The sequence below is a fragment of the Prochlorococcus sp. MIT 0701 genome (genome assembly GCF_000760295.1).
In the GTDB taxonomy this organism is placed as follows: domain Bacteria; phylum Cyanobacteriota; class Cyanobacteriia; order PCC-6307; family Cyanobiaceae; genus Prochlorococcus.
The window spans coordinates 1-16,837 of the sequence record NZ_JNBA01000032.1 but is presented as its reverse complement, the minus strand read 5'-3'; the positions used below and the strand labels follow the sequence as shown (position 1 = coordinate 16,837).

Annotated in this window: 6 protein-coding genes and 1 pseudogene; 5 read left to right on the top strand and 2 right to left on the bottom strand. The window is 44.5% G+C overall.

What is annotated here, in order from left to right:
* Window positions 1-10: 10 nt before the first annotated feature.
* Complete coding sequence (locus tag EV12_RS08630) at window positions 11-376, bottom strand: hypothetical protein (protein WP_241466509.1); 366 nt, start codon at window positions 374-376, stop codon at window positions 11-13.
* 68 nt (window positions 377-444) lie between these two features.
* Here EV12_RS08630 and EV12_RS13480 point away from each other — a divergent pair, with 68 nt between their 5' ends.
* The 5 genes from EV12_RS13480 (at window position 445) to EV12_RS08600 (ending at window position 15,288) form a co-directional block, all read left to right on the top strand.
* Window positions 445-801 carry a Nif11-like leader peptide family natural product precursor gene (locus EV12_RS13480; RefSeq protein WP_081939880.1) on the top strand — a complete coding sequence of 119 codons (357 nt, stop codon included), beginning with the start codon at window positions 445-447 and terminating at the stop codon, window positions 799-801.
* Between the two features lie 877 nt (window positions 802-1,678).
* Window positions 1,679-1,858: a hypothetical protein gene (locus EV12_RS08615; protein WP_036914608.1), complete on the top strand. Its 180-nt coding sequence runs from the start codon at window positions 1,679-1,681 to the stop codon at window positions 1,856-1,858.
* A 3-nt stretch (window positions 1,859-1,861) separates the two neighbouring features.
* On the top strand, window positions 1,862-3,037 hold the full coding sequence (locus EV12_RS08610) for a tyrosine-type recombinase/integrase (RefSeq protein WP_036931145.1): 1,176 nt from the start codon (window positions 1,862-1,864) through the stop codon (window positions 3,035-3,037).
* 1,106 nt (window positions 3,038-4,143) lie between these two features.
* A complete protein-coding gene (locus EV12_RS08605) occupies window positions 4,144-4,779 on the top strand; it encodes a hypothetical protein (protein ID WP_152562326.1) in 636 nt (211 codons plus the stop codon).
* Window positions 4,780-6,009: 1,230 nt separating this feature from the next.
* Entirely contained in the window at window positions 6,010-15,288 is a 9,279-nt protein-coding gene (locus EV12_RS08600; RefSeq protein ID WP_036914605.1) for a lectin-like protein, read from the top strand.
* 950 nt (window positions 15,289-16,238) lie between these two features.
* Here EV12_RS08600 and EV12_RS08595 read toward each other — a convergent pair.
* Window positions 16,239-16,688: pseudogene (locus EV12_RS08595) on the bottom strand (transposase); the annotation flags it as partial.
* Window positions 16,689-16,837 lie beyond the last annotated feature (149 nt).

Below are 16,837 nucleotides of genomic sequence, written 5' to 3'. Positions count from 1 at the left end.
GAATTCACTCTCAGAACGTGAACTGAATATCACCATCTCTGATTCCATTTGCCTTTCTAAATTTCATGGCAAGTTGATGCCACTCCTCTGGAATTTGATTGAGGCGAATATCCCAAGCCCAAGGCAATCGTTGTTGACCTGGTGAAACCCTCTTCTTCTTACTTCTAGTTCTTGCACTGCTCACCAGCCGTTTAAGTTTGCGACTACCCCAGTGGCATTTGGGAGCAGCTTTACTGTGATGGCGATAGCGCTGGCAAAAACGCTCATAGCGCTTGGAGCATCCATCAAGCGTTGCCGAGAGCTTTAAAAAGGTTGGGTGCCATTCACTGATGCCCTCTGCTATCCAGCTCTTGTGGAATGTGGAAATTTCATTCAATTCAATCGATGCTTGCAGTCTTCAAGCTTGGGTTGGGCTACACATATTAAAAATCGACCCAACAACCAATGTCAGAAGAACAACTCAAAGCGTTCCTTGAAAAAGTCAAAGCCGACACCAGCCTTCTGGAACAGCTCAAAGCCGCTGCTGATGTTGATGCAGTGACTGCGATTGCAAAAGAAGCAGGTTTTATGATTTCTGCCGATGATTTTAAGAGCTGGTTTAATGCTGAACTTTCGGACAGTGAACTGGAAGGTGTGGCTGGGGGTTATCCTGGCAATACAGATGGTTGCCGGGGCTGTTGGAATCGATCATCATTGCAACACTTCGACTGGAAGGTGAACAGGATGGTGACTAAGAGGACTGATGGTGACTTATGTAAGACCGATCATGATCGAACTTTCTGGGTGAACAGGAACACTTAACACTCAACCATTGGCAACCATTCGGGACCGTTAAGAACAGCTGGGAGAAATGAGGCAACATGCTGACCTGCCTGTTCGATCATAGGAGGGATCTGCATAGCGGAAGAATGTCGGATCTGAAAATGTCTGCCCAGAAGATCCGAAGAAATCAAATAGGAACCGCTGTCGCTGTCGCGATATGTTAAACAACACAGAACTACACACTCACAGCCCTTGTATTAGCAGGGGTTTTTTATTTCTTAAATCACTCTCGAATCACAAAAAAGTTATCCAATGCCTGGCACCATTGACTTTCGACAAGTTGCCTTCATGTCTTGTTCAGCAGGCATCAATCAGCAATAGTTCTTGGCATTCATCACAAATTTACCTTCAACTTCTTTGACTCTAAAACTACTTATATCCCTAACTTAATCACCACAGTCTGAGAGTTTGATCTCCATCTCTGATTCCATTTGTTTTTCTAAATCTCACCGCAACCTGATGCCAATCCTCAGGGATTTGATTGAGGCGAACATCCCAATCCCATGGCAATCGTTGTTGGCCTGGTGATATTCGATTTCTCTTGCTTCTGTTGCTCCTGCTGCTCTGAACAAATCGCTTCAGCATCCGTGAGCCCCAGTGGCACTTGGGAGCAGCTTTGCCGTGATGGCGATAGCGCTGGCAGAAAAGCTCATAGCGATTGGCACATCCATCGAGCGTTGCCGATAGCTTTAAAAAGGCAGGGCTCCATTCACTGATCCCGTCTGATTGCAGCCTGCTGTAGTGGCCATAGTTGGATTAGGCTCTAAGAGCTTCTAAAAGGCAGATCAGCATTAGATCACTGTCAGAGTCACTGGTCTAAACTTGTCAAACGCACTGACTCATCAACGTCACGACTATGGACGACCTTGCATCTCTAGAGCTATTAGCCCTCACCACCCAACACCTTGAGGTCTTAGCTGCTTTATACGAAGACAAGGGAATGCCATTGCCTGAGATCTACAAGACGTTTGAAGAAGCAGTCAGAGGCTTCCCGGAAGCATATGAAAACACCGATGAAGTTGAACCTGATAATTAATTCATGCCTAGAGCAGCAACAGGACCACGGCGTATCGATAGTTCCGGCTATTGGTATGCAGTGAAGATGATCAAAGGGAAGAGGCATCACATCAGCCTTAAGACCAAGATCAGATCAGAGGCACTAAGAAGATGGCCTGAGGCTCAAGCAGAGCTAGAGAGGATTGCAGACCCAACTAAGTACAAGTGGTTTGAACCCATCACGTATACAGAGCTAGATCCAGATACAGGAAAGGAAAGGGTTGCGACCACACGTGCAATAAACCTATTCAATGAAGAAGAAGTAGACCTAGAAGTAGAGGAGGTAGTAGGAGGGATCAACTGGGATAAGGCTATTGAGATCGCTGCAAAGAGGCATCAAAGGAAGAGGGGTGGAGAGGTAAGTAAGAGCTGGAAAGAGAACGTTGAGGCGGGCCTGAGGGCACTACCAGCAAGAGCTGTTAAGGCTGGCCCACTATCAGTCAAGACAGCAGATGTAAGGGAGATGGTTGAGAGAATGGAAGCTCAGGGATTAAGCCCACTAACCATTGCCTGTAGAGCCAGTGGTTTATCGAATCTAATTTCATCTCTCATCAAGGGTGGGTTTACAGATGATGAGTTCACCAACCCCTTTGATCGAGTTGATACGAGTGCTGCCTCAACAAGGCATTTGTATAAAGCTAAGCCAGAAGACTATCAATACATGTGGGCTCAAAGAGGGAATCTAGCCCCTAGACAAAGGGCAATCCTTCAATTATTGATATTCTCAGGCGTAAGGATCGGAGAAGCGCTTAACTGTACAATTGAAACTAATAAATTAATCATTAGACCTACCCTAGACTGGAAGCCAAAGAACAAGGCGAGCATTAGGGAGGTACCGATTCCAGAGGAGCTAGCTGAACGGACTAAGGGAATACTTGTTAAAAGTAAAGGTGTTGTGGAAGTCCATGCTCAGACGTTTAGAAGACACTTCAATAAGCTGAGACCACACGATGAATTAACCCCCCATAGTTTCAGACACGGATACAGAACAGCAGCACGATTAGCAGGTGCTGAGGAGTTTACAGTTGAGCGGATCCTTGGACACTTTGCAGGTAGTCAGATGTCGATGACTTATGGGCAATACCCAGAGGAGTTATTACGTAGAGAAGCAGAGAAGGTGTGGAAGGTATTAGACAGCTGGGCACAGAGAGGTGTATAGGAGGAGCCAGAAGGCGCCTAAATGTTAAATAGGTAGAATCAGCGTGTAGATAGCAGAGGCTTATTGCAGGGGCTTCTAGGGGTGAGTTTTGGTCCGACATGTATACAAGAAAAACGCTCCTTGATTTGATCCCTGTTGCTTAAGGAGAAACGCCCATTGATTTGGGTGGACTGGTTAACAAGAGGAACCACAACAACCCAATAATCAATAAGCTCAGCTAATCTAAAAGCCAAAAGATTTCAAATCCTGAGAGGCCCCTATGAGGGCCTGTAGCGAACAAAAGCCCCGATTTACGCCTGGTAGACGCGGCTGCTTTTCAAGTGTGTTGCAGGCGCTTCTAGGTGCTGCTGAGAGGGTGCGGTTTGGTCATGCCCGTAAGAGAGGGGAATTGCGAGTAATTAACTCTAAAAATTCCCAGACCTTTGCCCCCAAGAAAACTTATACAGCTGCGCTTATCACCGGAAGGAGTTATCTCTCATGATTATCTATAAAAACAAAGTGTCCTAATTGCGGCAAGGCATACGTAGCCCTCAACGACAAGGAATTGACTAAGCCTTGCTATCTCTGCAAACAAGCTGAATTCAAAGAAGCTGTAAGAAAAATCCCTCAAGGATTACCAGAGGCTGAGCTTGGCATCTACATGGATAATCTAAGGGAGATCCTCAAATAAGGTTGACTTTAGATTGAAAAGTATCCTATAATATTAATAGAAGGGAAACAGAAATCAATCAATTTAATCTTCGACAAAAAGCTAGAGCTGATGGATCGAATCCATTGCTGAAGGTATTGTCCTGCCGAGACATTAAACCTGCAAAAGGACTGAACCGACCAAACCAAAAATGGCTAAGAATAAGAAGTTCAATAAGGGCACGTTAGGTACTTATTTTCCTATCCATAAGCATAGGTTCGATACGACCAAACACCCGATAAGGACTAACAAAGAAAAGAAGACCAAGAAGAAAACCATCCGGATGACTCACAATGAGCTTCAAGTCCTGGAAGGCTTAACCAACATTCTTCAATGCAAGAACAGCTCTGAGGCGATACGGATAGCCATGTATGAGCAAGATAGCGCAGTGCTTTGGCACCGATCACACTCTGCACTTATGGGTGCTAACAGAGGCATTGAAGCTGGTCTAAGGAATCATGAGCTACAGATCAGGCTTACTGAAAGTGAATGTGTATTGCTGCGGCAAGGCGCTGAACAGTGGAGGATCACTGAAGCTGAAGCTTTGAGGTATTACTACCTGGAGTTGGCTGAATCAATCCGCAGAGGAGACATCAGAAGCCTGACAAAAAGCAAGAAGATCAGCCAGAAACAACTCAATAGAGAGTGGCTGGATGCAGGGGGAAGAGACAGACAAGGTGGCTCAACTCTGAAAGCCCTACATGCAGCAAAGGAGAAGAGCTTTGACGAAGCTGTTGAACGCCAAGAGAGAGAAAATGCACTGTTGGATGATTGGCTGCTTGAGCACAGTGCTGAAGCAATTGATCTAGACACAGGCCGTATCGACTATGACCTAGCTAAGTTCCAGATGAATATGGCCTGCTGGGAGGGAGCCGCATCTCTATACGAAGACTTAGAGGAACCAATGACTGAGGAAGAAAAAAAAGAGATCGAAGAGATGGTCATTAACTGGGAAACAAAACCAAACGCAGAACCACTCAAGGTGACACTCACCACCCACCCAAAGAGGCACAACACAAGGCTGGATGACATCCTCGATAAATACCTACTCTAAATTTTGTACCCTCTCCCCTATCCCTGGGATCCCTTCTAACACAAGAAATCTCAGGGAAAAATAAGGGAGGGGGCCCTATACGAAGGATAAAACGCTGCACAGTCAGCAAGAGTCCCCGTAGTTCCAGGTTTTGAAGGTTCCTGAGTTCTATAGCCCCTCTAATAATCGCCTCAGTGAAGGCACTGGAAAACCCAGTGTTTGTATGAGCGAAGCGAATTAATATATATAGAAGGTTTTTACCCTAGCATCTATAATGCCTAGTGAAGGTATAACAGCCTTAAAGGCTATATATTGCATACGAAGTATGCCTGTATATATTACTCTTTAAGGTGGATTTCCTCAACTTGAATACCTAATAAAAGGAGTTATTTGTTTTGGAAGAGCCAGTAAAGAATCATTCTAATCATCCCCAGTAATCCAATGCCAACACAAGAATTGACAAGCAGAGAGCGTGTAGCAGCTTTTCTAATCAAGAAGGCTGTACGAGCTGACGCCTACGCAAATACTTACAAGAAGGGTAAAACCCGTAGGACATTGCACAGCATTAGAGATTCCTACTTCAGTGCGGCTGAAGCCCTCTTAGGTTAGGACCAACAATATGACCACCAGTAGACTACTGCCCGTTACCGAGGCATAAATATCGGAGCCTGTTGATCCCTTGGTGGTTCGAGTGGTCAGAGGTAGTCTTTAGTGGTTTAGTTTCTTTTGTAGGTGACACCTTGCTTGTGTCCTTTGCTATAGAAAAAAGCATCGCTGGTGCCTAGTCAAGGTTCAATTCCTTGAGATGCCATTAGGAGGTGTGTGTGCTTAGAGATGCCTAGTTATTTGTAGGTAGGTAGCCCTTACAGCCAGAAGAGCTGAAACCACAACACCAAGATCAATCCACGAAGAGCGTGGAACTAGTTGCCTCTGCGGTTGTCTTGCGTTGACCTAGAGCATGTACCAAGGGTTTTTACCTGGGATAGAGGGCTTTAGGTCTGCAGTGGCGCATTAGTGCATATATGACGCAAGAAGACTGCGCTAAATACCTACTGCCAAGATTCTTGTCTGGCTTCTTGGATAGAGAATTAAAAAGAAACACACCATCAAACACCAGACAGTGATTTGATAAAGAGTTGCTCTGGAGGGTATGGATCACATCATCCGCCGCCAGCAAGCAATGAAGTGCATATTAGATGAGAGATATTACCTAGTGGCTAGAGGGGAGCTAATGAGCGGGGGCAAAAGGTAATGCAACCAAATCCTCCAGAGATTGTATTAGATTCTGTTAACACATGGGATGAACTAAATGGAGGCAATGCATATATAAAAGGGCTGATAGATGGGGGCAAGTGGGGGAATCTAGATCCTGACAACAATGTCATAGTAGATATTGAGTATCATTTTTCTCCGGCTGGAGAGTGGGCCGCGGTTAACAATAAATTCAAGGAGCTTTTTGACGTTTATATAACAGATCTTGCGCCTGACTTAAATGTAAACAATTTAGACTTGACACAAGCTGAAAAGGATGCGGCATTAAGCGCAATGTCTGCTTACTCAGATGTTGGCAATTTAAGGTTTATTGAAAATACAGATCCTGATCAGTTTAATAATCCAGCAAATATTCAGTGGTCAATAGTTGATGATCCGAACGATGGACCAGGCTGGGGATGGATAACTCACCCAGACGCACTATTGTCTGGTCTTATACAAATCAATAGGGCATACTACGACGAGACAACAAGCCAAAGTCTTGAACCTGGTGGAAACAATTACCTAACTTATACTCATGAATTTGGCCATGCACTTGGTTTAAAGCATCCACATGCCACTGGCGGAGACGGTTATGGAACTCCATTCCCGCCTTTCCCCGGTATAGAAAATCCAACAGATGAGCCAACTGAATCTGGTGAATGGCCACCAGCATGGACTGATGGAGGCGATAACGGTTTAAACGCCACTCCTTGGTCGGTGATGACCTACAACAATAACGATGCGAATCAATATGCTCCTTCCTTATCAGATACCAATGGATATTTAACCGGAATCGGTGCTTTTGATATTGCAGCCATCCAGTATCTCTATGGCCCTAACCAATCCAACAAAACTGGCGATGACACTTACTCACTAGATTTAAATTTAAATGGCTTTCAGTCAATCTGGGATGCTGCAGGCAATGACACCATTGATGCATCAGGTGCTACTGGATCAGTCACAATTGACCTACGCAATGCAACATTAGAGAATGAGCCAGGAGGTGGCGGCTTTGTTTCTCAAGTTGATGGTGAACTTAAGGGTTACACGATTGCTTATAACTCAACAGGCAATGCTGTTATCGAAAATGCGAAAGGTTCATCATTTTCTGATTCGATAGTAGGAAACGACTATCATAATGCGATTCAGGGGGGAGTTGGATATGACACGATTCAAGGGGGAGATGGACATGACACGATTCAAGGGGGAGACAATAGCGATATTATTTTTGGAGAATCAGGCAATGACCTCATAGATGGCCAGGCAGGATTTGATACAGCTGCCTTTAGTGGAAATATTGGTGAATACAATTTAAGCCTGGATGGCAGTAGTGGAGCATTTCAAGTTGCTGATAGCAGCTCTTTGAGAGGGGGAGATGGAACAGATCAACTCCTCAGCTCCTTGAGAGGGGGAGATGGAACAGATCAACTCTTCAATATTGAACGGATTAATTTCAATGGCTCAACATATGACTTTCCAACCGATATAACGCTTTCAGCCTCAAGCTTTGATGAAAACCTAGCAGCTGGAACTGCGATTGTATCGCTATCAGCAACGGATCCTGATTCAGGCAACAACCATAGCTTCTCATTCTTATCAGGAGCTGGCAGCCAAGATAATTCATTCTTTAGCATCAGTGGCAATCAACTTGTCATTAATGAAGCTGCTGATTATGAAACTAAAGATAGCTACTCTGTACGGCTACAAGCAAAAGATACAGAAGGTTTAGCCGTTGCGAAGTCATTCACTCTTGGGGTGAATGATCTTGATGATCAACAGACATATAGCCTCTCTACTTCCGCCGATCAAGTCAATGAAGGCCAAGTTCTCACAAGCATAATTAGTACATCGTTTGTTGACCCTGGAACCACGATTTATTGGCAACTGAGCGGCAATAACATCACAGAGGATGACTTAGAAGCTGGCGAATTAGAAGGTTCTGCGCAGGTTAATGATCAAGGTAGGGCCAGCTTCACTAACACACTTAAATTAGATCGAAAAACAGAAGGCAATGAAAACTTGCAAGTCAAGATCTATACCGATTCCGCACGATCTTCTCAAGTAGGAAATACAGCATCAGTTGCCATCAACGATACATCGCTTGATCCCTCTTACACGTTATCAACGTCTGCGAGCCAGGTTAATGAAGGCCAACAGCTAACAACAACAATCACGACAACCGAAATAGACCCTGGCACCACGCTTTACTGGCAACTGAGTGGCAATAACATCACAGCAGATGATCTAGAAGCCGGCGCATTAGAAGGTTCTGCGCAGGTTGATTCTCAAGGCAAGGCCACCTTCTCTCATACGCTTGCAGAAGATCGCAAAACAGAAGGCAATGAAGATCTAAAAGTCAAGATCTTTACTGATTCTGCCAGAACAGTTCAAGTCGCTAATACTGCTTCAGTTGCTATCAACGATACATCGCTTGACCCCACATACACATTATCAACCTCCGCTAGCCAGGTTAATGAAGGCCAACAGTTAACAACTACAGTTATTACTACTAATGCAGATCCAGATGCGACTCTTTACTGGAGGCTTAGCGGGAGAAATATAACTGCTAATGATTTAGAAGCTGGAGAATTAGAAGGTTCTGCTCAGGTTGATTCTGAAGGCAAAATCATCATTTCGCAGACTTTTGCAGAAGACCACGGGACGGAGGGCGACGAAACCGTAAAGCTCAAGGTCTTCTCTGATCCAGCAAGATCTAATCAAGTAGCCGAGAGTTCAAATATTCTGATTAATGACACGTCAACAAGCATTCCACTGAATACCTATAAACATCATTGGACAAAGTTATTAGATGATCATGAAGCAACATCTCTTAGTTCAGTAGCGACTGATAGATACGGGAATGTATTCATAACAGGAACAGTAGATGGATCATCCTTTATACGCAAATATTCAAGCGAAGGTACGCAGCAATGGAATAACTTATTTGAAATTACAAACGCTTCAAAAGAAACGAATGCTGTCACAGTTGCCGAAGATGGAAATATTCATATCGCAGGAACTATAAGAGCTGGCGATGATACGGATTACAAAATAGAATACGAAGGCGAGACAGTAAAGCATGTAGTACGCCTGGGCTTCATTAGTACTCATACTTCTGATGGAGATCTGATATGGAGCAAATTAATCAATAATACAGGTGAAGTTGGATATATATCAGCCCCAAAAGATATCCACGTAGACAGAGAAGACTCTATTTATGTAACAGGTGATTTTTTCGTTCTTGGAGGAAATAATAGCTTTATCAGTAAATATGATAGCGATGGTGCTTTTGATTGGATCAATCTGATAGGAAATGATTGGGCCTATGATATTACTTCCTCACTAGCTACTGATAGTGATGGTCAAGTTTATGTCTCCGGAACCACAACTAGTTCTGTGCTTGATGGCCAAAATAATCATGGAGTAGCAGCAGATGTATTCATCAGTTCTTACACGAAAGATGGTGATAGAAGTTGGACAACCCTTATAGGCAGTGCTGAAAATGAATATGGGAGCGTGTCAGTATCAGTAGGGTTTGATGATTCACTATATGTTACTGGAAGTACGGCTGGAGATATGTATGGTGAGCAAAATAATCACAGCGGCATATGGAGCTCTAAGGAAGATGTTTTTATATCTAAATTGACTAGTGAAGGCCATAGAGAATGGACAAGATTGCTAGGCGGAAGCCCGCCTGACTATGGGGGTCAAATCGATACCTATAAGGATGGATCAGTCGTTTCAGCAGGATCAAGTTGGTCTTTCGGAGATGGAATGGATGTATATATCTCGAAGATTAGATCGGATGGAACAGGCGACTTTGATAGCTACAACAGTGAACTAATTAATGGAAATTATATTTCTACATCTGCTAGCAATACATTTTCTGGAGCCATGTCTGCTTCCAGAACTCAGAATACTGCTGATATGGCTATATATGAAGATGGCTCAATCTATTTGATTGGCGCTACAGAGGGTAATTTCAATGGTGAAACTTATAGCGATGATGGTAAGGGTTACACGGGCAACCAGGATTTTTACCTTACAAAATACAGTTATGAAGCAGGCTTTGAAGTAACGACATCAACGACTCAAACCGAAGAGGATCAATCTTTTACCATCTCGATAGAAAGCTTAGATGCCAATTCAAACTCTAAGGTCTACTGGAATCTTTCAGGGGAAAATATTGATATAGATGATTTCGCGGCAGGCGAGCTTGATGGAGACTGGACCGCTCAAGGAAACAGCAGTATAAATCTTTCATATACTCTAAATAATGATCAAAAGACAGAAGGCAACGAAGAAATCAAATTTAACCTATTTTCTGACGAGCAAAGAACAGAGTTAGCTGCTTACCCAGTATCGATAGAAATAGTTGATACATCCAAAACTCCAACTTACGCATTAACATCTTCATCAACAATAATAGAAGAAGGAAAACGACTCACTACTCATGTCAGCACGACCAATATTGATCCAGGAACAGAGCTGTTCTGGTCTTTAGATGGCAATAACATAACCAAAGCAGACCTTTCAGAAGGAAACTTAGAAGGCTCAATTCTCATCGGAGCACTCGGAAAAGCGAATTTCACTCACGAATTCGCTAATGATCGCAAAACAGAACTAAACGAAAACTTAGAGATCAAATTATTTACTGACTCTTTAAGAGATAACCAAGTAGGCGAGACCTTGGAGATTGAAATCATAGACACTTCTCTAACTCCAACTTACTCGCTCTTCAGCTCAAAAGAGTCCTTGCAAGAAGGGGAACTTCTTACGAGCACAATCAATACAACGAATCTCCCATCAGGTACGCCAATCTATTGGTCATTAGTTGGTGAAGCAGGAGATGACATAACAGAGTCTGATGTTAATTCAGGTCAATTGAAGGGAACGGAATATCTTGACTCCCAAGGCCAAGCAACGATCTCTCATGTGATTGCGAATGATCGTGAATCAGAAGGAGCAGAACGATTACGAGTGAAAATATTTTCCGATTATCAACGAACAGATGAAGTTGCACAGAGTGCTTCAATTATCATTCAAGATACATCCAAGTCTCCTGCTTATAGTCTTACCACTACGACTACTCATCTAGAAGAAGGCGATGTTGTAACAACCCGCGTTAATACCAATTATGTGGATCCGGGTACTGAACTGTATTGGCAGATCTCAGGCAACAATATTGATCAATCAGACTTTAGTTCAGGGCAACTAACAGGTTCTGGAACAGTAGAGCTGACTAACAATATAGAAACACCAGACCTCGCTGCTGAATTTTCCTTCTCTCACACACTTGCAGAGGATCTCAAAACAGAAGATCTGGAGACCTTTCAAATAAGGTTATTCTCTGATCCACAGCGCACACAGGAAGTTGTAGAGCCAAGAGCCATTGAAGTGGTAGACACTTCAAAAGAACCGCTTTATCAACTCACAACCTCTAGCAAGGCAATTGATGAAGGCGATGTTTTAACGACTACTGTCAGTACGACATATGTAGAAGAAGGCACAGAACTGCATTGGTCATTAACTGGGGCGAATATCAATCAAGATGATCTCTCTGATGGGCAAATTCAAGGGTCAGGTCAGGTTGATTCAGAAGGCAAGTTCATCTTCTCGCATACCCTCGCTAAAGATGCAAAGACAGAAGGAGATGAAACTCTAGGTATCAAGCTATTCACGGATGCAGCCCATAACCAGCCTGTTGCTGGCACAACCTGGGCAGGAATAGTTGCCGATGTACAGATCAGAGATACATCTCAGCCACCAACCTATGAGCTAACAACATCCTCCAGCTCAATAGAAGAAGGCCAGGTGCTGACAACTAATGTCAGTACAGGATTTGTAGAACCAGGAACTGAACTGCATTGGTCAGTTTCTGGTACTGGTATCAATCAAGGAGACTTTGAAGAAGGTGCTTTAACAGGCTCAAGCCAAACTGATTCAGAAGGTAAGTTCTCTTTCTCCCATACGCTCAGGAATGATCAAACAAGGGAAGGCCCTGAAAGCTTAGACGTCAAACTATTTACTGATGCTTTACGCACAGAGCAAGTTGGCAATACAGCCACTGTAGAGATCAAAGACACATCAATGTCAACCAACTACGTACGCCGTGGTGATTCGGCTTATGTGATTGTTGATGGGCCTTCATGGCAAGAAGCAGAAGCTAACGCTCAAAGTATTGGAGGGAATCTGGTCACGATTAATGATGCAGCAAAGAATCAGTGGCTAACTGAGAATCTAAGTCTTAAAAAGTGGATTGGCTTCAGTGATTACAAGGTAGAAGGAGATTGGCAGTGGGCTGATAGAAGTGGTTCCACTTATACAAACTGGTCTGGCACTAATCCAGACAATTCAACAGCCAGCGATCCGAATGGGCAGGATTACGGCTACATCGGTGAATCAGGTCTTTGGGATGATGGTGAAAATCCTAATTGGCCTGGTATAGCAGAACTTCAAGGCATTGCTGAAATATCCCTAGCCAGAAGTAATCCGAATATTACACAGAGTTGGGAACCTCCTCTAGCCAAACAATGGACGAGGCTATTGGGTGCTTCCTATGTAAGCGACCAATACCTCGCAACGGGAAGCGATGGCTCGATCTATATCGCTGGCGATGCAAATTTCAGCCTTGATGGACAGACGAATAGTGGTAGCGAAGATGTATTTTTAACTAAATATGATCCTGATGGAACGAAGCATTGGACCCAGTTTTTAGGACCAAGTGACATTCAGGCCTATGCGCTAGAAACAGGCAGCGACGGTTCTATCTATATCGCTGGCTACTCAACTGTCGACCTTGATGGACAGACGAATAGTGGTAGCTCCGACTCCCTCTTGATTAAATATGATTCTGATGGCACGAAGGATTGGACCCAGTTATTAGGTACATCTTCATATGAACATGCCCATGCGGTAACAACATTCAGTGACGGATCGATCTATATCGCTGGTATTACAGGTGGAGACCTTGATGGAAAACCGCATAGTGGACGTGGTGATGCCTTTTTAACAAAATATGATCCTGATGGCACGAAGGATTGGACCAATCTATTAGGGTCAACTTCATATGACGATGCCCGAGCACTAACAACAGGCAGCGACGGTTCGATCTATGTCGCTGCTACTCTCGACTTTCTTCCTTATTTAACTAAATATAATCCTGATGGCACGGAGGTTTGGACCGATACATTAAGTCCAAACAAAAATTCATCGGGCAATGCCTTAACGACAGGTAGCGATGGCTCGATCTATATCGCTGGTTCTATTTATGACGATAGCAATGCTTACACTATTCCTCCGTACAGCAATTTAATAGGTGTTAAAAGATATGCATTTTTAGATAAATATGATCCTGATGGTAATAAAGATTGGACCCAGCTATTAGGTACAGTTTCAAATAACGAAGCCAATGCGCTAACAACAGGCAGCGACGGGTCAATCTATATCGCTGGCTACACACTTGGCAACCTTGATGAAAAACCGTATAGTGGAAGTCGTGATGCCTTTTTAACTAAATATGATCCTGATGGCAATAAAGAATGGACCCACCTATTAGGTACAGCTTCAAGTGACGAAGCCACTGCGCTAACAACAGGCAGCGACGGCTCGATCTATATCGCTGGCTACACAGCTGGCAACCTTGATGGACAGATCAATAATGGTAGTAAAGATGCTTTTCTGAGTAAATATGCTCCAGCCTATTCACTAACACCAGATAGCGATCTGGAACTGAGCTATAGCCTTCACTCAATCAATGGCACTGACACACAAACTGATCTCAAGCAACTGGCAGTGCTTGGCGATTCTGTTGATTGGCAAGACACCTATCGCCTGGACATCACAGCCAAGAGCTTGGCAGCTGGATATGACTTAGAAACAGCAGATATCACGATCAACTTTGATCCTTTTCTGTTTAACGAGATCAAGGCATCGGATATCACCATTGGCGGCCAACTACCCATCGCCAATGCGGTTCGCATCGATAATGATGTGGGAACAATCCGTATTGCTGCTGCAAGTCTTGGTGATCTAGTTCCAGGAGATCTTTATGGAAACCATCTAGCCGATGCTGGAGCGAGCATCGGCGCGGATGGTGGTGTTTTGGCATCGATTGATCTGAACTTCAATGAGTTTCGCCTCGATACGCTCACGCAAAACTCCAATGGCAAGATCCTTGATCCCAGCACACCACTGTTCTTTGGCTTGAGTGCCAATCAAGATGAAACAGTATTTTCTAAGGATCTCACCGATGCATCAGGATTGAGCAATCGCGAGATCAAGAGCTTGCGCGATCTTGGTGGTGATTTAGCTGTAGAAGGAACCAAAGTCACCCTTTATGAGGCAACAATCAATCTAGAAGAACAAGGCGATGGCTTGATCTTAAGTAGTGATCTTGATATTGGCTCTTATAACTCAAAACAAACAAATTTAGTACGAGCTGGCGATACGATTACAGCCACAAGTGAATGGACCAATGTTGGCAACATTCAGGCAAAAGACATACAAATTACTGGCCTAACAAATGCCAATGCAAGTTTAACGAGCTCTGGTTTCTATATCAGTTCACCTGACGACAGTCAAACATCAACAGACCTCGAGAGTGGCAGCTTTGTTGATGGCGCATTTGTGCAAGCAGGCCAAGAAACAGCGCAACTGGTTGCCGATATCGAGATCACCGGTGCTGCAGGCAATGTTGTTGATCTAAGCCAAGGCATCCTCAGTCTTCAAGCAACAGGCTCAGACATCTTTAAAAATCAAAAGGGCTCCAAAAACCTAATCACCTTCCAAGGCGATCTCAACTACGACGGCAGGGTCTCGATGAAAGATCTGGCGTATCTCAATGCTGGAGCAGCAAGACAACAACAAGCCAGTGAGGATCCCGATTCAGTGGATGCAAATGGAGATGGCTTTGTTGATGCGAGTGTGGCGCGAGGAGTGGATGCCAACTTTGATGGGCAGATTTCGATGGCTGATCTAGCTGTGTTGGATGCCGACTGGGGCGAAAGCCTGCATCAAGTAGCAGAAACATCAACAGATGCCTTCCTTGGCGAGAGTGAAATTTCATGGGAGCAACTGGATAACCAAGGCACAACAGGCGACACGACCTGGGATAACCAAGCGTTTAAGGATCAAAACGCTGTAGAAGCCGGCACTGACTTCGTTGAATCCCTGGAAAGCTCAGGTACGACAGGGGTGATCGGAGGAGATGGCAATAGCGACAGCAGCGATAACGACATTGCTGGTGATTATTTCCAGGATCCGCTATCGACTTAAGCGTCATCGCTTAAAACAGCCATCTGCACTGGCGCCAGTAAAACAACAAGCGAAGGCTATTTGCCAGCCAACAACGATTGGCTTGGAATTGAGATGATCGGCTCAATTAAATCCCTGAAGGTTGGCATAAGACTGAGTCAGGCTTCCTAAGCAGCTCAAAGCCACTTGGGTCAGGCCTCAGATGGTGATTTAATGACTGGGAGTGATACTTATGAGCCGTCTTTATTTAATGCTTGATTGAGGGAAGGTAGGTTCCCTGTTGATGTCTATGCGTTCATTTAGAGGTATGTATCTGGTTAAACATTTTCGGAGTAAAATGACATTTTTTTCTGAAGGGTATACGTATAGACGAGGGCCACTAATTTCCCCCATAGCCAACCCCCTCATTGAAAAAAGGAAGGAGCCACTCCCTATACATGCCTCTGCATGGAGCAGAAGAAGCTTTGAGGGGACTCTCTAACAAGGCCATTAGAGCGCTTATAGGGCCTTCCAGCGTGGCCTGATGGTCAAAGCTGTGGGCATGGGCCTCTCAGTCATCCCTGCGCTAAGGCTTATTTACGGCGTGGATAGAGCAGAACGCTCTCGCCGCAGCCATAGTCAATAGAAGCAGCCGCTAACGCGCTTGGGTTAGACGAGAATAACCATCTCCTCCTGCTCTCCCTAATATTTACTCACATTATCATTATATCTCTATAAGATAGACATATACTTGAAGACAGATCCTGGCCGAGGATGCCGAAGGATTTGCTGTTCATCTGTTTCTATTAGCTTTTCTTGTCAATATCATGCTATAGTAATAAGATGGGCTTATCTATAGATGGGATCAAGGGGGAGGAAGGTGGTTATGGAAGGTCACATCTACTTGTCAAACAAGCGCATATCACTGACATATCAACCCTAAAGACACCCTCAAACCCAAGTCATAGCCATAACCTAGTGGACAGATTGATAAAGTTGGAATAGGGGTCATAAAAGCCTTTCCTTACCCCAGCCGCTTTTGGGTTGGCATGGATATACCTCAAGCTATTCAGCATTCGCCGGTGATCTTTGGGGTGGATCGGCGTTGAGAAATACTTGGCCTCCCAGAAGTGCCCACAACGACCGCTCAAGCGGTTCAAGGCCATGGCGGAATACCAAGCGAACCAGTGCATCAACCTCGGCAAATCCTTGGCATCGGTTGGCTTAAGCAGCAAGTGAAGGTGGTTAGCCATCAGGCAGAGCCCATACACCCTCACGGCAAATTTCTGCTTGGCCTTTTTAAGTACCGCCAACAACACATCACGCCTAAGGGCTTTGGCGATTAAGAACTGCCTGCCATTGCAGCGCAGCGTGATGTGAAAACTGCAGCCAGATGGCAGTAAGCGTTTTGCTCTCACCTTTGCTCCCATTTGCTCGAACATCTACAGCCTCAGAGCTGTTATTCCACTGATCACTAAATCACGCGTCGTCTGAGAGCACAGCCAGCTTCACACCAAGATCCGTAACGCGATTGAGACTTGGAGCCACCTGATGCAAACGGGCTCAGTGCGATGTTCATCTAGGTGGCAAC